Annotated in this window: 12 protein-coding genes and 3 pseudogenes; 13 read left to right on the plus strand and 2 right to left on the minus strand. The window is 38.7% G+C overall.

The window, feature by feature from the left end:
* A partial coding sequence (locus COE25_RS24250) for a fructose-1,6-bisphosphatase (protein ID WP_098934447.1) occupies positions 1 to 1,634 on the minus strand: 1,634 nt, incomplete at its 3' end.
* A gap of 529 nt (positions 1,635 to 2,163) precedes the next feature.
* On the opposite strand from COE25_RS24250, the pseudogene COE25_RS24255 reads away from it, so the two are divergent.
* The 4 genes and pseudogenes from COE25_RS24255 to COE25_RS24270 all read left to right on the plus strand — a co-directional run.
* A pseudogene (locus COE25_RS24255) lies at positions 2,164 to 2,472 on the plus strand (glutamate racemase); the annotation flags it as partial.
* 23 nt (positions 2,473 to 2,495) lie between these two features.
* Positions 2,496 to 2,627: pseudogene (locus COE25_RS24260) on the plus strand (glycine betaine ABC transporter substrate-binding protein); the annotation flags it as partial.
* Between the two features lie 258 nt (positions 2,628 to 2,885).
* Positions 2,886 to 3,071, plus strand: a complete 186-nt coding sequence (locus COE25_RS24265; protein WP_098934449.1) for a hypothetical protein — start codon at positions 2,886 to 2,888, stop codon at positions 3,069 to 3,071.
* Complete coding sequence (locus COE25_RS24270; RefSeq protein ID WP_098934450.1) at positions 3,065 to 4,033, plus strand: cytochrome P450; 969 nt, start codon at positions 3,065 to 3,067, stop codon at positions 4,031 to 4,033. Before COE25_RS24265 ends, COE25_RS24270 begins: the two co-directional genes overlap by 7 nt.
* 216 nt (positions 4,034 to 4,249) lie before the next feature.
* Here the strand turns inward: COE25_RS24270 and COE25_RS24275 are convergent, their stop codons facing one another.
* On the minus strand, positions 4,250 to 4,840 hold the full coding sequence (locus COE25_RS24275; RefSeq protein ID WP_098934451.1) for a sensor histidine kinase: 591 nt from the start codon (positions 4,838 to 4,840) through the stop codon (positions 4,250 to 4,252).
* Between the two features lie 826 nt (positions 4,841 to 5,666).
* Between COE25_RS24275 and COE25_RS31840 the strand changes: the two are divergent.
* The 9 genes and pseudogenes from COE25_RS31840 to gnd form a co-directional block, all read left to right on the plus strand.
* Positions 5,667 to 6,415: pseudogene (locus COE25_RS31840) on the plus strand (hypothetical protein); the annotation flags it as partial.
* A gap of 262 nt (positions 6,416 to 6,677) precedes the next feature.
* Entirely contained in the window at positions 6,678 to 7,769 is a 1,092-nt protein-coding gene (locus tag COE25_RS24290) for a HupE/UreJ family protein (protein WP_098934452.1), read from the plus strand.
* Positions 7,770 to 7,886: 117 nt separating this feature from the next.
* Positions 7,887 to 10,451 carry an outer membrane protein assembly factor BamB family protein gene (locus COE25_RS24295; protein WP_098934453.1) on the plus strand — a complete coding sequence of 855 codons (2,565 nt, stop codon included), beginning with the start codon at positions 7,887 to 7,889 and terminating at the stop codon, positions 10,449 to 10,451.
* 666 nt (positions 10,452 to 11,117) lie between these two features.
* The gene (locus COE25_RS24300; RefSeq protein ID WP_098934454.1) at positions 11,118 to 12,050 is read left to right on the plus strand and encodes a spore coat protein; all 933 of its coding nucleotides are present in this window, start codon (positions 11,118 to 11,120) and stop codon (positions 12,048 to 12,050) included.
* A gap of 676 nt (positions 12,051 to 12,726) precedes the next feature.
* Positions 12,727 to 12,861: a BA3454 family stress response protein gene (locus tag COE25_RS24305; RefSeq protein WP_098934455.1), complete on the plus strand. Its 135-nt coding sequence runs from the start codon at positions 12,727 to 12,729 to the stop codon at positions 12,859 to 12,861.
* 52 nt (positions 12,862 to 12,913) lie between these two features.
* Positions 12,914 to 13,585 (plus strand): ribose-5-phosphate isomerase RpiA, encoded by a 672-nt coding sequence (gene rpiA / locus COE25_RS24310; protein ID WP_098934456.1) that lies wholly within the window; start codon positions 12,914 to 12,916, stop codon positions 13,583 to 13,585.
* A 103-nt stretch (positions 13,586 to 13,688) separates the two neighbouring features.
* Positions 13,689 to 15,227: a glucose-6-phosphate dehydrogenase gene (gene zwf, locus COE25_RS24315; protein ID WP_098934457.1), complete on the plus strand. Its 1,539-nt coding sequence runs from the start codon at positions 13,689 to 13,691 to the stop codon at positions 15,225 to 15,227.
* 3 nt (positions 15,228 to 15,230) lie between these two features.
* Positions 15,231 to 17,228: a transketolase gene (gene tkt, locus COE25_RS24320; protein ID WP_098934458.1), complete on the plus strand. Its 1,998-nt coding sequence runs from the start codon at positions 15,231 to 15,233 to the stop codon at positions 17,226 to 17,228.
* A 60-nt stretch (positions 17,229 to 17,288) separates the two neighbouring features.
* Positions 17,289 to 18,185: a phosphogluconate dehydrogenase (NAD(+)-dependent, decarboxylating) gene (gene gnd / locus COE25_RS24325; protein WP_098934459.1), complete on the plus strand. Its 897-nt coding sequence runs from the start codon at positions 17,289 to 17,291 to the stop codon at positions 18,183 to 18,185.
* Positions 18,186 to 18,199: the final 14 nt, after the last annotated feature.

An 18,199-nucleotide genomic window follows, 5' to 3' on the forward strand; every position in this document is an offset into this window, starting at 1 on the left:
ATTGGATTCTCTCCTTTAATTTCTCTAACGGGTGTGTGGCCATTTATGATATGACCTTCATCAGGATTAAGATTAAATTCTGCTAAAATTTTACGGCAGATTTCCTCTTTTTCACGTAAATGGAAGTATGGGTTCTTAATCTCCTCATGGGTTTCTTTGTCCTTAATGAAATACCTTTCAAAGGTCGTCATGGCTCTTTTCCCAAATAATGATGAATATTCTCCTGTCCATAAATACCAGACCATATCTGTTGCGAGATCATCTATCTCTTCAGGATGTGCAAAAGAATGTCGTAAATAATGTTCAAAAATATCAAGTAATTCACGACCTGAATAGGTATTATTTTCAATAACCATTTTTTCCATATTTCCGTTTTCATCAAGTGGAATGCAGCCATGTATTAATAAGTTCCCATTATATTTCAAATAAAGACTGCCTTTCTTCATAAGAAAATTCATATGTCTGGCCAACTTTTCCGAATGCTGGACAGAAAACAATAGTCTGTTCATAACTTGCTCTTCTTCATCCAATAATTCACCAGGTTGTTCCGGATTAATGGTTGCAAAGCAAGTATTTTCCAGTTGGTAAGTTTTCCCATTCAGTGTTATTTCGTTTTTGTCATAATCAATTTTCTCAAGTAAAAGTCTTTCTGACATTTTAAAATACGGGCGTCTCTTTATGATTGGCATTTCAAGCTTAAACTGAATCATTGCTATCGCTTGATGCATTTTTGTAATTTGTAATAGTTCTTGATCAGACTTTTTTTTATCTGAAAGGCTCTTGGGTCTAAATGCTGGATTGTCCTCATAGTTCTTTTCCGCAAGATTAAGAAGTGGTATAAGATTGATTCCATACACATCTTCAATAATACTTAAATTGTCGTACCTGGCACAGATACGAATAATATTAGCTAGACAAACCTTTGATCCAGCAAAGGCACCGATCCATAGAACATCATGATTTCCCCATTGAATATCAACAGAATGATAATGAATGAGTGTATCCATAATTTTATCAGGATCAGGTCCGCGATCATAAATATCTCCCACCACATGAAGATGGTCGACTACCAACCTCTGAGTCGTATAAGCCAGACCTGTAATGAGCTTATCTGCCTGACCAAGAGAAATAATTTGCTGAACAATTTTTGTATAATATTGTTTCTTATTTGTGGATTCATCCGTTTTGTATAGTAGCTCTTCTATAATATAAACAAACTGCTCAGGCAATGCTTTACGTAATTTTGTGCGTGTATATTTAGAAGAGGCATAGGAAATGAGCTTAATCATATGGTCAATGGTTTCTGTGTACCATTGGAGTAATTCTTGTTTATTGCCACACTTATCTCTAATTAACTTTAATTTTTCTTCAGGATAATAAACTAACGTCGCAAATTCATTAAGTTCTGTATCAGATAGTTCATCTTGAAAAAGGTCTTTAATTTTCTCTTTTACTCTACCCGAACCATTCCTTAGCACATGTTGAAAAGCATGATACTCCCCGTGTAAATCACTGACAAAATGCTCAGTCCCCTTTGGCAGATTGAGGATGGCTTCAAGATTAATAATCTCAGTTACCACTTTTTCTTCACTATCATAATTATGAGCCAGTAAATCTAAGAATTTTGTGTTCAACTTTATGGTATCTCCTTTATAATTTCTTCATTTATTTTTATCTTGAAGATTGCGTTTAATACTTACATGTTATAAGAAAACTCAATTGAAAAGAAATTATTTAACACAGGCCCTTTTTTTGATGGTTATTTACTATCAACGATACCCTAAGTAGCCCACTCATGAAATTATATTTAGGTTGTAGAGGTTAAAGTCAATAAAATCAGAGGCAGGGACATATTTGATATGTAAAATATGTCTCTGCCTTTTGTGGCTTTGAAAGAAAGTTGCACCGTGGTCGTTGGAGTCAGACTAACGGATGGGCTCTAACACACCATAGTCCATCGACCTTCCTCTCCAGCCGTAGAATCAGTATTGACGGTTTAAAAACATTTTCATTCTCTGTGGTGAAGAGCTGTTTTTAGCGAATCCTGGATGGCTAACGGGGCAGTTTGTTCAATAAGAAATAAGGATAACTAACAATAAAATTTTAAAAAATGGTATATTAATAAGTGGTTAATAGCATTAATTTAGGAAAAGAGTGAAAGTAGTGAGAATAGGTTTTTTTGATTCTGGAATAGGTGGAATGACTGTACTTCATCAAGCATTGAAGTTTTTACCGAATGAAGATTACATATTTTATGCAGATACCTTACACGTTCCATATGGTGAAAAACCAAAAGAAGAGGTAAGGGAATATATTTTTAATGCAGTTGACTTTATGGCTAATCAAGGAATTAAAGCATTAGTCCTTGCTTGTAATACTGCAACCAGTATCGCAGTGGATGACCTTCGCCAAAAGTATGATTTCCCTATTTTGGGTATTGAACCAGCCGTAAAACCTGCTGTTCAAAGCTGTGAGGGAAACGAATCAAAACAGCCTTAAATCAGCTTTCTGGAAAAATAACAGATGACCAAATGCGAGAAATGAACTATCAAGTAAATGTAAATGGCAACAGTGCCTTAGAAGTTGCCACGCAGTTCTTACAGATAGAAGGATTATTGGAAAAATAAAATATTACATCAGTCTGATAAAAATAAGAGCGAATGTTACAATCCATTTATTTGGAAGGTTACATTTTAGGTAAAATAGATAAGAGATGTTAGTGTCAGGCCCTTTCAGTTAATAGGATGGTGCCTGGCACTTTTTTCTCATAAGAAATATGTAAACCGCATAAATTGTATGGTTACCTAAACGATTCAGTAGTAGACCAACATTTTATTGACTGGATGAATGGACAGTAAGTTACAATAATATAGGAGGGAATCAAGATGGAGGAACAACAAAAGAGCTATGGACTGCTAGTGCGCCCAAGAGGGTGGGATGAAACAATCTCACCCTACGATTGGTATAAAAAGATGCGAAAAAACTCTCCGGTTTCTTTTGATCCAGAACGGAATTGCTGGGACGTATTTTGCTATGAGGATGTCCAAATGGTCTTGTTCCAACTTTGCTAGATTTGGATCCTCCAACCCACCGAAGATACCGCAATATTGTAAGTCAGGCATTTACCCCGAGAGCCATTCAAGAACTTGCACCGAGAATTACAGCTCTTACACACGAATTATTAGAATCGCTACAAGGAAAATGCAAGATAGATATTGTAGAGGATATCGCTTATCCCCTTCCGGTTATCGTGATTTCTGAAATGCTCGGAGTACCGAGCGAAGACCGAGACCTATTTAAAGAATGGTCTAATATTTTAGTATCGGGAACACAATCCCTATCACCTGATGAAATGAACAATTTATTTGCTAAGCAAGGAAAAGCAATGCATGACCTACAAACATACTTTCAGCAAATAGTTGCAAAACGGCGGCTTGACCCCAAAAACGATATAGTATCTACATTAATTACTGCAGAAGTAGATGGAGAAAAATTAAGTATTGAAGAATTATTAAGTTTCTGCCTTCTCCTACTTGTTGCAGGGAATGAAACCACTACAAATCTTATTACAAACACAATGCTTACTTTGTTTGAGCATTCAGATATACTTAAACAATTATATAAAGACAATTCCGTTATACCAGCAGCCATTGACGAAGCCCTGCGCTATCGTTCTCCTGTTCACAGCATGAATCGCTTTATCACTGAAGATATGAATTTAAAAGGGATGAATCTGAAAAAAGGGCAAGAAGTCATGGCCTGGATCGGTTCTGCAAATCGAGACGAAATCGTATTTAACAAACCAGATGTATTTGACATCAATCGCTCTCCAAACAATTATCTATCGTTTGGAACTGGTGTTCACTTTTGTCTGGGGTCACAGCTTGCAAAATTAGAAGCCAAAATATGCATTACAGAGATGCTAAAGGCGTTACCGGATATGAAATTGGAGACAACCAAAAAACTTCGTATTATACCTAGTACGTTTGTGTACGGATATAAAGAGCTTCCTGTCATTGTGGGATTAGAATAAAAAGTGAAATAATTGAGGAAAAAGCTGCATACATTATTAGACGTTTGTAGTCCGATGATTAAAAGAAGGTGTCTCAAAGAAACTTTTGGGACACCCTCTTCCTTTGCCACGAAATTGCTAGCTATTTCTATACCACGATTTGGTGGGGCGTAAAAATCACCTCCGTAATTAATTTCAAGACAAAAAATATATATGACCAAAGATTTTTTTTTTGAGTCATTTTTTGCCCTTTATTTTGTTAGGTAAAGTAACGACAAATGTATTTATATTATTTTCACTGGTAACATGAGTTCGACCCTTGTGCAATTCCACAAATCTCTTGACAACAGATAAGCCCAATCCAGTACCAACATAATCTTTTTGTTCAGCTTTTGCTCGATAAGAATGTTCAAAGATCTTATCAATTTCATCCTCTGGTATTTCCACACCTCTATTTCTTACAGTAATTTGAATACTTGTTTCATTTGAAGACAATCCAATATAAATTTTTTTTGGTTTAAACGAATACTTCACAGCATTTTCCATAAGGGAATCCAATATTTGAAGGATATTCTCATACGGAATAAATGTGAAGATACCCTCATGTATGTTTTGTTCAAAGATAATTTTTTCGTTATCCGTCCTTTTTCTAGCAATGTAATGATCCATATGACCAGACAAATCATAACTTTCCCCATTTTCTGTTTGTATTTCTTCTAACTTTGCCAATGTAATAATCTTATTTATCATAGAAGCGATTCGCTCAACTTGTGTTTCGATAATATCGAGCCGTTCTTCTCTCTTTTTTTCATTTTTAAATCCGAACATGCGGAAATAATCAACGGATTGCGTATTGACGTTAGAGGTGTTCGTATTTGATGTGTAATTTCACGTGCACTTTGCTGTTGAGATAGAACTCCTTTTTCCAGTGAACTTTTCCATCCCGGGGTAGGTTTACTTGTGTTACTCCTGATCGTAATACTGTCGGTGTACAAGCCGAGTGGAATGACCCGGTACGGTTGGCGTAAACAGCAAGAGCAGCGTAAGAGGTAGAAGTTGTAGACATGAAGCAATCCTCCAAGACTCTCCGGCGTAATCGAGTTGAAAAAATTACCATTAAGCGGGTAAAAAGCTTTGTCTCAGTTTGGTGTGAAAACAACCTTTTTATTTGAAAAACAGCCGCATTTAACGTAGAAATGCGGCCTCATTTTGTTCAATTGGAGTTAACACTTTATTTAGGGAATGAACAAAATGACAATAAATACTTCCGATATACAACGATAACAATAGGACTTCCAAATTGGGATGTCCTTTTTTTTATAAACATTTTCTAATAATTTTGCTGAACTAGACAATTTGCCCGTTATTAATGGAATCAACAAACCGAATTAATTGGCAAAAATGACCAAATCGTTTAGCTTATAATCTAGAATTTGCCACAACTGTCGGTCAATTTCCCGCTTACAATTTTTTAAAGTAGTATTCATGTAAATAGAGGGACGAAGCCTCCCAATTTTTATAATGCTTTTATGATATAGCTCTGCTATTTAAGGATTTGGTTAACTTTTAAAGATACTAGCCTTGGGATCGTGTCTTTCTTTGTGAGCAAATGATTATTTCAAAAAGTATAATCCTGGAGACTTATTGTTAAAAAAGAAGAAAGATGGATTTAGCCACTACTGGTCTTCCTTCTGGATATCCTGTCCTTGATGATGCCGAGGGACGGGGAAGGCTTAATCTCTTTGCCGCTGCGGATGGGTTTGGTACGTTTGTCAATGACGTTACAGTGAAAATGGATGCATCCAAAGGAGGTTTCATGCATTGGATCGCAGGCGCAACGATATGTCCGGTACCGGAATGTTGACCAAAAAGGGGACAGGTACCTTAAGCTAGAGGGTAACAATACCTACTCCGACGGTACATAGATGATCAAGGAACACTTAAGGGTAATTCGGAGACAGCTTTCGGGAGAGGCGATGTTACGAACTAGGGAGGCACCCTTAGTGAAAATGTTTCTGGAAAGCTGATGACCGGCAGAGATTACACACAATCTGCCAATGGCATACTTGAGCTCAACATTGGAAGCAAAGATGATTTGCTAGAAATTAAGGGCGACGCAATACTTAAAGGGAAATTGCGTCTGAATTTTACAGACAATTATGTACCGGCTTACGGCGTCACTCTCATAACCTATGATAAGCGTCAACGGAATGAAGTATTTTCTTCTATTGAGACCACGGGTTTACCAGGCAGTACAAAGTGAAGTTTATCTATAAGTCCGACAGTGTCCAGTTATTAATATTATTACAAGCTGTTGCTAACTGCTGCCAGCTTGTTTTCATTTCTACAGAAGCATATGTACTTCCAAAGGAAGTATCCAATTTTTACAGGGTCAATTTTTAATGAAAAATTTACAATTATTAAACTATTAAATAACAATCTTTATTTAAACTATTTGAGTAGCCTGTTATCTAAGCTGAAAAACTAGTACCGTAAATCGAAGCAGTAGTAAGCACTGTACATAGGTAACAAAAGGGAACAACTGAAAAAAAAACTATTTCCGCGGTTAAGATGCATAGACAGTGATTGAATTCACATTTGATAACTATTAAAAAATAATAGTTACTACTAGTATCTGAATATCATCCAGAAAAGGAGAAACAACATGAGATCATCCGTAACAACCTGGTTTTCTGCAATCTTTTTCATCATATTTAGCTTAAGCCAGATTCCAAGTACCGTTTATGCCCATACAGATAACAGTAATGGTAAGTCAAAAATAATGGCAGAGGCCGGAGTCCTTCACTATGAACTATCAGTAGACATTTTTGAATTGGGGAGGGTAGTAGACCTGGGGAATCTTCCGGAAATGAAGGAGGTTGAGCTGTCGGAAGCCCTAAGCAGGAACAAAACGTTAATCGAAGACTACTTGTCTCGGAATCTTGAAGTTTTTGCAGACGGAGTCAAAACATACGGGAAAATTTCTGATATTGGACTCAAAAAGGAAGGAGAGTTGAGCTACGCAAGGATTGGAATCGACTTTCCTATCCAGGATGTGTCCAAGAAAACAGTTGAAATTCATTACAATATTTTCTTCGATGACAATGATCGCTTGCACCGAAACATTGCTCATTATGATCTCGGAACTGAAACGGGCGAATTTATTTTTACAGCTAAGGAAAGGACATTCCAATTGGGTAACGGGACTCTTTGGGGACAAGTAAAAAGCTTTGTACAGCTGGGCTTCCACCATATACTTATCGGCTTAGACCATATCTTGTTTGTGATTGCATTGCTGTTATGTTCCAAAACGTTAAAAGATGTAATGAAAGTGGTTACCGTCTTTACCTTGTCACACAGTGTAAGTCTTGGGCTTAGTGCCTTGAATATAGTTTCGGTCTCTCCTGACATCGTGGAGCCTTTGATTGCTCTCAGTATTGTTTTCGTAGCCTTTGAATATCTATTTTTCCCTTCCGGTCGTTACAGGCTGTGGATTGTATTTGGCTTCGGACTCATTCATGGTTTGGGATTTTCAGGAGCACTGGAATTAACGGGAGAACTTTCACTTCAAACATTGTTATCGATCCTCTTTTTTAACCTGGGAGTAGAGGGTGGACAAGCAATGATTCTTCTAATCATGTTCCCTATCATTCTGCTGGTTCGCAGAAACAGGTGGGGCAGCATGATACAGGGTACGGCGTCGGGCGTTATCAGTTTAATTGGCTTTGTTTGGTACGTACAGCGTTTCCTTGGATGAGAACTTTGTGGACGAATTACTGAAAGGGGGAATGCATAAAGGCCAAACAGATTATAAGAGAAACCACCATACATAGGTGTAACTTATGAGAGAAAACAGATAAAGGAGAAATGAAAAATGCAACAGAAGCATTCGAAATTAAGAAAGAAATTGCAGCCGTTCGTCGCTGTTGGCATGGCTGGATTGGCTTTATCCGTATTCATGAAGCCCGCCTTAGCAGATAATGGATACGCCAACGTTACTGGAACGGTGTATGTGGACAAAAACGGCAATGGAGTTCAGGATCGAGAGGAAAAAGGGCTACCGAATGTTAGTGTTTCTGACGGGTCTCAAATAGTCAGGACAGATGAAAACGGAGATTATTCTTTGGACATCAATCCTGAAAGAAGGTTGTCCGATATCGTTTTCATCACTGTCCCAAGCGGGTACAAGGTTCCAACAGACGCTAACATGACACCAATGTTTTACAGGGACTTGAAAGACCTGAAAGCCGATGAAAAAAGGGTCCAGGATTTCAACTTAATCGCTTCCCCGGAAACGGGCAAAGAGAAATTCACCTTTGCCAACTTAGCCGATGTACATGTTAAAGACAGCACTATCAACAATCGCGAAAAATTTATGAATGAAGTGGCGCAACTGAACAAACTGAAAGGTTCCGCTGATTTCGTGCTGGTTAACGGTGATTTGACTTACTATGCAACCGATGAAGAATTTAAGGACTACACCGCTGCTACGGCCACTTCTGAATTGCCGTTTTATCCAGCGCCAGGGAACCATGACATCACGTCAGGCCCGGATTACAAATCACGCGTTGAACGGTATCGTCAATACATGGGACCTGAGTGGTATTCCTTTGATTATGGCAACAAGCATTTTATCATTCTGGAAAACCATCTGGGCTTCTCTCAGCCCGAGCAGCTGGAATGGCTAAAGCAGGATCTGGAGATGAATGCCAAAGAAAAACAAGTGGTAGCGGTAGCGCATATCCAACTAAATGCGCCTGATACTCCTATTGATGGAACGAAGGATTTCCTGGATGTTCTCGCCAAGTACAACACGAAGCTGTTGTTGAGCGGACATACGCATATCAACGACGTGTCCGGGGAAGTAATCCCTGGTGCCAAAAATATCGTCACCAGCTCCACCAATTCCAACACAAACGATTTTACACCATCGGGTTATCGTCTTATCCATATGAAGGAAGACAAAATCGATACGCAATTTAAAATGTTCGGGATTGAAGACTCCCTGGCAGTTATTCATCCAGCTCCAGGAAGCGAGATTCCGATGAGTAAGACAAAAGTACAGTTCAATATATTCAATTCAACAAGTGCGGTCGAAAAAGCGGAATTCCGAATTGATAACGGTCCATGGAAAAAGGCGAAGCAAAGCAGCGATTACACTTGGTCCTCCAATTGGGATGCCGCCAAAGAACAACCGGGTCAGCATCAAATGGAAGTTCGTGCCACAGACTCAAATGGTCATACATGGGAACAGAAGTCAACATTCAAGATTTCCGGGCAAAACACGCCTGTGATCCCTAAGGGCGGTGCTGATTGGTTCACGTTTAAAGGCAACGCAAAACATACTGGTGAGTCACCAGATGAACTTTCGCCAAATTTAAATCTGGCATGGAGCTATCAAACGCAAGGTTCGATTATCACCTCATCTCCGTCTATCGTGGGCGGCTCTGTGTATATAGGAACAAGGGATGAGAACGATGTGGAAGAGAACAGCATTTTGGCGATTGATCTGGCTACCGGTTCTAAACGTTGGCAGTTCAAGACAAATGCACAGGTTCAGGCTTCCCCTGCTGTCTCAAATGGTATTGTCTATGCTTCATCCGTAAGGGGAAACATCTATGCAGTAAATGACAAAACCGGAACACTATTATGGGAGAAAAAGATCGGAATGGAACAGGACGGCATTCAGCGTGGCCGCATGTACTCTTCCCCAACGGTTGCTGATGGTATTGTATACCAGGGATATAGCACTCGGAAAGGCAGTTTCATGCTTGCCCTGAATGGGGAAACAGGGGAAACGTTATGGGAAAAGCCGCTGGAAAACGACCAGTTCATTGCCGCTACGCCGGTTGTGGATAACGGGACCATCTATACGATTGCCGGCAGCAGTTATCTTTATGCGATGGATGCGAAAACAGGAAACCTCATCTGGAAAAAACGTCCGAGCTTGTCCAGCTGGTCTCACTCGGTGGTAGCATTGGACAATGGTAATATATATGTAGGGTTCAGAACAGGGATCCTGGCTTCCGTAAAGGCAATCAATGGTAGTACGAATTGGACATACCAAAGCCCTGATTCACTTGAAGGCGTCGGAAAATATATGCCTCGCCAGGTGACCCCTTCTTCACCAGCCCTTTCAAAAGGGGTTGTGTATATGGGATTCCCTGACGGTCAAGTCGCTGCATTCGACGCTAATACGGGCGAAAAGAAGTGGAAATTTGAAACACAAGGTGGAATCGTTTCTTCTGCTGCAGTAAGCGGGAATACGGTCTATATTGGTTCCAATGATGGTTTCATTTATGGTTTGAATCGGAATACCGGAGAAGCAACATGGAAATTTAAGATCGGCGCACCCGTGGCTTCCTCTCCGGCCATTTCGGGTAATACGCTCGTAGTGGGAGCGTTTGATGGAAATTTATATGCTTTTACTTCAAAATAAAAAAGATAATGAAATACATTAATCCCAGTAATAAGTGATAACTGACTAAACATTTCACTGGAATAGTGAAGGTGATATTTCTCATGGAAAACTCTTATTTACAAGAGTTTTCTTTTTTTTGCAAAAAATGATCTTGGTGATGTCGGTTCTGACCCATATACAATTTCAAGTAAAACGATTATCCCTGCTAACGGATACTTTGTCTGGGAAACAAGTAACTACTAAAATAAAACAGGAGATGAAATCCATTTTCTGCCTTTAGATACTTCAATGATGAGACCATTTTCGTCGCCAATCGTACTGAATGTTTCAGTAGGGGGATTTTCATATCGATTTCCTTTTCCTACATTTAAATCTTTATATTTTAAATATTATTATAAAAAGCAGGAGTAATCCCCCAGAATTTGATGTAATTTATTTCAGACATTAGGCTGACTTATGATAAGTTCAAATACAATTCTAATAGTTCAGTAATTAATGGAGGTTTAGTCTTTTATTAAAACATATTTCTAAAAATAGCAGGTAGCGGGCTGGAATTAGCTCAGTTACCTGCTTTTTTATATAAGTCATAGAATGAACCTATGGGACAGTAACCGTCCATGTAATGCCTCTGTGAATTCGTACATATAAATCTATATGGAGAATTATAAGACAGGTGGGATGCAGATGGACACGAATGATTTCAATAAAGCGCTCCATCACTATTACACAAAAATACGTGAAACGAATCATCCTTATTATTGGTATTGTCTGGCTGATACGCAGGCAAGATCCGGATTAACAAATGAAGCATTGCAAACGATTGATATGGCTTTGTCCTTTCCAAATCCTTATCCTTCAAAGCACAAACTTTTAGAAATACAGGCTGGACTGCAATCAGCTGATCCAAGAGAAATGCGCACCCACAGTCCCTCCGTAATAACGGTAAAGTGGGGCGATATCGACGGAGACGGGATAAAGGATAATGTTTTTCTAACTGCGTATAAAACCCCTGATAGTCCATTTTGGAAAGATATCACTTTGGTTGCCCAAAATGGGAGAACGCATCATTATGATCACATCACTTTTAAAAATAACGCTGGATACAACCCGACCCTTTTCCTTGGTGATTTCACAGGCAAAAAAGGCAATGATATTTTAGTGGTCATTGATACCGGAGGAAGCGCCGGTGCTATTTATGCGTATATTTTTTCTTCTATTAACGGTCAAATAAGGGGAATTTTTGATTCGGATACATTTAATGAATCATTTAAGTACGATGTGACCTATGAGAATCAATACAAAGCAGCAGTGATTAGTTATCATCTTAAAGAAAAGTATATTCTTGACCTAACGTATAAGGGAAAGGAATATCTATCGGAAATATATAACCCACAAGGTATTTTGAAGGCTTCAATTAATGGCTGGGTTAATCCTTTGGCAAGTTTATATCCGATTGATTTAAACAGGGACGGTATATATGAGCTAGCAGCGCATCAAAGGATAGCCGGCAGGTACAATGCTGACAATCTGGGAGATGTGCAAACCGTGTTGAAATGGAACGGTCAGGTGTTTGCTCCTGAAAGGCAGACAGTGGCCACCTTTGGCGGGGAAATGTAACAATTGGAAGAATGAATTTGAAAGAAAGTACGTCTTTATAAGTTTATAAAACAAAAGAACATCTGTATAAAGGATTTGTATTATAATAATTCCGAATATTTACAAAAGGAGGGAAAGCATGCAAATATCTAAGAAGTGGAAATTCAGAGAAAAGCAGGTACGTTGCTGATAATCGCTCCGTCACCTGCTTTTTTTATATTGCTATATCTTTCTAGGTCTTTTCAAAATTTCCCATTGGAATAAAAATCATAAAAATAGTGTTTCTTGGATTACTAATTAGTTAATTGAAGTTTTACGTGGTTAATAAATTCAACTTCAATCTTTGATAAAACGTTTGCGGTATTATGTATGCACCTACAATCAGCAGAATCACTATATTATAAACAGAAAAAATGGATGAAGTATATGCATGAAAAACGAAAAAAATAGGACATCATTCAGATAAGTTGAAGTCAACAGTATTTCTGTTGGCTTTTTTTTGTGATGAACTGGACAACATTGCAAAAAGAAAAAAAATAAAAATCTCGATTCTGAGATATTTTTGCTTGACGAAAATTATTCGAGGAAGTAATATGGTTACGTAAAGTAACTTAATGAATTAAAAATAACTTAAGAACTAAAAGTTATCTACTCTTATTTATTTAAATCACATTAAAGTTTGAAGGAAGTGAAAGATATGGTAGAAGTGACTGTTAAACTTCAATTGAAAGGTAAAAATTATCTGACGAATGTAATCGTTAAAAATGATACACCTGAAGAACAAATTTTGCGTATTGCACAGGAACAAATCGAGAAACAATGGTTAATTTAAAACAAATGAATTTCGAAATCATCTAGTCCTTAAATGAAAGGAGCAAAAGTCCTTGAATGAAAAAAAAGAAGTAGGTGAAAGAGCCGCAGAGTATGTGAAGGATGGAATGATAGTTGGACTGGGAACGGGGTCCACTGTATTTTTTACCATTTCTAAGCTTGGAGAATTAGTTCAACAAGGACTTTCTATTAAAGGAATCCCTACTTCCAAACAAACGGAAAAATTGGCAACACAAGTAGGAATCCCACTTGTTTCATTTAAAGAAATTGATCAAATTGATGTCGCCATAGATGGTGCCGATGAAGTAAATCGTGACTTATCTCTCATTAAAGGAGGCGGTGGTGCCCTTTTAAGAGAGAAAATAATCGCGAAGGTAGCAAATACTTTTATTGTAGTAGCGGACTCACACAAAATGGTGGATAAATTAGGAGGTTTCCCACTGCCAGTAGAAGTCGTTCCTTTTGGTCATGAAATGACAAAGAAATATATCCGAGAGCTTGGATGCAGTCCGCATTTACGGCAAAAAGATGGGATCCCATTTCGAACAGATAATGGTAATTATATTTTTGATTGCGGCTTCCCAGATATTACGCATCCTGGAGATCTTGAAAGAAACCTAAATATGATACCTGGCGTGGTTGAAAATGGACTGTTTGTTGGAATGGCGGATATCGTCATTACCTTGAATAGAAGTAAGGAAATTGTCATTAATTTACGAAAATAGATTGGGGCGGGAAGAGAAAAAATAAATTAGGTTGTCTCTATGGCATTCTCTTCTAAGTCTTTAGTTTCAATGAAGTATTTCACAATTATAAGGAGAAGTAATAATGGAATCAATGACCTTTGTCTTATTTGGAGCAACTGGGGATTTAGCTAAGAGGAAAATATTCCCTGCCCTTTACAATTTGTATATAGATAAAAAATTACCTCAACCAATATCGATAATTGGACTTGGAAGAGGCGAACAATCACATGTTGATTTTCAAGAAAAAGTAAAAGAATCGATTTTAACCTTTTCGCGCCGCCTCGAGCATGATGTGACGGAAATGGGGGAATTTGTTGAGGCTTTTCGATATAGCAGGTTTGATGCAAACAAAATAGAGGATTATCAAAAATTGCTGCAGTTGGTAAAGCAAAGAGAAGAGGAACTGCAAATTGCGGAAAATCGTCTGTTTTACCTTTCCGTTGCACCTGAATTTTTCGACCTCATAGCATTAAACATAAAAAATAGCGGACTTGGTGCAACAAGTGGATGGAAACGTTTAATCATCGAAAAACCATTTGGACATGACCTCCAATCCGCTCTTGAGCTTAATGCAAAACTTAGCCAAGCATTTGAAGAAGAGGAAATTTATCGAATTGACCATTACTTGGGTAAACCAATGGTTCAGAACCTTGAGGCTCTGGAATTTGCGAACCCGATTCTCCAATCCATTTGGAACAAAGATCATATTGCGAATATCCAAATCACCGCAAGTGAGACGGTTGGCGTTGAAAAAAGAGCCGGTTATTACGATCATGCAGGTGCGATACGTGATATGGTGCAAAATCATATGTTGCAATTGCTCATGATGACCGCCATGGATTTGCCTTATAAGATAAACGCGACTGAAATCCGAAATGAGAAACGGAAGGTAATGGAAGCCCTACGCCCTATAGAAAAAGAGGATATTCAAGCCCATATTGTTCGTGGCCAGTATATTTCCGGAGAGATGGATGGTAAGCCAGTGATCGGTTATAAAGAGGAACCGGGAGTAGATCCTTCTTCTCAAACTGACACATTTGTGGCAGCTCGTATATGGATTGATAATCCGTTTTGGAGCGGGGTCCCTTTCTATATCCGGACAGGAAAACGAATGAAGGATAAATCGACTCGGATCGTCATCGAATTTAAAAATACTTTAAAACTACTGTATAAACATAATCAGCAAAATGTGGAGCCTAATTTATTGATAATTGAAATCAGCCCGCAAGAAAATGTGTCTCTGCAATTAAATAGCAAAAATCCATTGAATAACGGGAAAATCGAACCTGTTAGAATTAATTTTTCTTGTGAAGATGTAGAAAACTTTAGCTCAGGAGTCCCAGAGGCCTATGAAAGGCTGATTTACGATGCTTTAATCGGAGATTCCACATTCTTTGCTCATTGGAAAGAAGTTGAATTGTCTTGGGAGTGGGTACAGCCAATTCTGAATGCTTTTGAGGAAAATATGTTACCGCTTCATGAATATCGTTCAGGATCATATGGGCCAGATGCCGCTGATACCCTATTATCAGAAAATGGCTTCAAATGGTGGCCGGATGAAAAAATTCAACAAAACAGAGAACCAGCACATTTGAAATCACAAATGTCCAGGAGGATATAGACTATGTCACAAAATATTGAGAACTTAGCAGTTACAGCAATTCGAACTTTATCAATCGATGCCATCAATGCGGCAAATTCCGGGCACCCAGGTCTCCCAATGGGGGCAGCACCAATGGCATATGCATTATGGGCGAACCATTTGAATCACAATCCTGAAAATCCAAAATGGTTTAACCGTGACCGATTTGTTTTATCTGCTGGACATGGGTCTAGTTTATTGTACAGCTTGCTTCATTTGTCCGGTTATAATGTCACAATGGATGATTTAAAGAATTTCAGAAAATTGAACAGCAGAACGCCAGGGCATCCTGAATTTGGCCACACATCAGGTGTTGAAGCGACAACAGGTCCCTTAGGCCAAGGTATTGCCAACGCAGTAGGGATGGCAATGGCGGAAGCTCATTTAGCGGCAAAGTTTAATAAAGAAGGGCACCCTGTTATTGATCACTATACGTATGCATTAGTCGGCGACGGTGACCTAATGGAAGGTATTTCTTATGAGGCGATGTCAATGGCCGGGCATATGAAACTTGATAAGTTGATTGTCTTGTACGATTCAAATGATATCTCCCTTGATGGGGAATTGAATGTTTCCTTTTCTGAAGATATCAAGAAAAGAGCGGAATCTGCACACTGGAACTATTTAAGAGTGGATGACGGTAATGACATTGAAGCCATTTCAAAGGCAATCGAAATGGCAAAACAAAATACCGGTCAACCTAGTCTGATTGAAATCAGAACGATTATCGGTTATGGAAGCCCTAAGGTTGCCGGAACAAATAAAGCACACGGTGCACCACTTGGAGCAGAAGAAGGAAAGGTAACAAAAAAGGCCTATAACTGGCTGTATGAAGAAGATTTCTATGTACCTGATGAAGTCAAAGCACATTTTGAACAATTAAAGGGTAAGGGAATCGATACTGAACAAAGCTGGAATAACTTATTCCAGTCTTATAAGCAAGCATATCCAGAATTAGCAGAGCAATTATCCCATGCCATTGATGGAAAAGTGCTGATCGATGCGAAAGATATCTTAACCTTTGATACAGGAAAGGCCGTGTCAACTCGTGTTGCCAGCGGGGAAGCAATCAACCATTTTGTAAATAAAGTTCCAGCTATTTTTGGCGGCAGTGCTGACCTATCCCATTCTACAATGACCGAAATTAAAGGAGAGCAAATTTACGCAGTTGAGTCTTATAGTGCTCGCAATGTTTACTTTGGTGTACGTGAACATGCGATGGGTGCTGCAGCAAACGGGATGGCTTATCATGGAGGATTAAAGCCTTTTGTAAGTACATTCTTTGTATTCAACGATTATCTTCGTCCGTCGATCCGTTTGGCAGCATTATCAAAGCTTCCTGTCATCTATGTATTTACACATGATTCGATTGCCGTAGGGGAAGATGGTCCTACGCATGAGCCAATTGAACAATTGGCAGCCTTACGCGCGATACCTGGATTAACTGTCATAAGACCGTCTGACGCAAATGAAACGGCAAGCGCCTGGGCATATGCACTTCAGCAAACAGAAGGCCCAGTGGCATTGATTTTAAGCCGCCAAAACCTGCCGGTATATAACAAAACAAAAGCGAATCTGGATAATATTTCTAAAGGAGCTTATATACTGACTGAAACAACTTCGACACCAAATGTAATATTATTGGCTACAGGTTCCGAAGTCTCATTGGCTGTAAACGCAAAAACGGAACTCGAAAAGGAAAATATATCTGTTCGGATTGTTGCAATTCCAAGCTGGGAATTGTTCAACCAACAATCCTCAGAATATAAAGAATTTGTACTGCCTTCTTCTATTACTAAACGCGTCGCCATTGAAATGGGAATCTCCCTAGGATGGGAACGCTTCGTTGGCTTCGAAGGAAAAATACTATCCATTGAAACCTTCGGTGCATCAGGAGAGGGTAATGCAGTTATGAAACAGTTTGGATTTACTACTGAAAATGTCGTTCAAATAACGAAAAGTGTTCTAAATCAATCGTAAGTAGCAATGGAAAGTGCAAAATAATCAATAAAATTGTTACCGTTATTGGAGGAAAATAATATGAAGGTTGGATTAATAGGGTTAGGTAAAATGGGTTTAAATTTAGGAAAAAATTTAATGGATCATCATCACGATGTCGTTGCATTCGATGTAAATTCTAAAGCTGTAGAAGAAATAAAAAGTTATGGAGCTGCAGGTGTATCAAGTTATGAGGAACTTATTCAATCATTAGAAAAACCAAGAATTCTTTGGATAATGGTTCCACATGGCGTGGTTGATTCTGTTATTGGTGAAATCAGGCCGTTCCTAGAAAAAGGGGATATTGTCATTGAAGCCGGTAACTCCCATTATAAAGAATCAATTCGCCGTCACAACGAATTGAAAGAACTAGGCATGAGCTTTATGGATGCAGGCACTTCAGGCGGAATGGAAGGCGCCCGTAATGGGGCATGTTATATGGTTGGCGGCGATCCTGAAGCATGGGAAGTCGTTGAACCGATCTTTCGGGACACAGCAGTTGAAAATGGGTACCTATATGCAGGCAAAGCAGGAAGCGGTCACTTCTTAAAGATGGTTCATAATGGAATTGAATATGGAATGATGGCTGCCATTGGTGAAGGATTTGAAGTGCTTGAAAAAAGTGAATTTGATTACGATTACGAAAAGGTAGCAAAAGTATGGAATAATGGCTCCGTCATTCGTTCTTGGCTGATGGAATTGACAGAAAATGCTTTTTCTAAGGATACAAAATTGGATGAAATTAAAGGAATCATGCATTCTTCCGGTGAAGGAAAATGGACTATCGAAGCTGCCCTGGATCTTCAAGCTGCCATTCCAGTCATTGCTATGTCTCTATTGATGCGATATCGGTCACAAGAAAATGATACCTTTACAGGAAAGGTCGTAGCTGCATTAAGAAATGAATTTGGCGGACATGCAGTTGAAAAAAATAAATAAGGAAACTTTATTCA

The organism is Bacillus sp. AFS031507 (assembly GCF_002584635.1).
GTDB lineage: Bacteria > Bacillota > Bacilli > Bacillales > Cytobacillaceae > Neobacillus.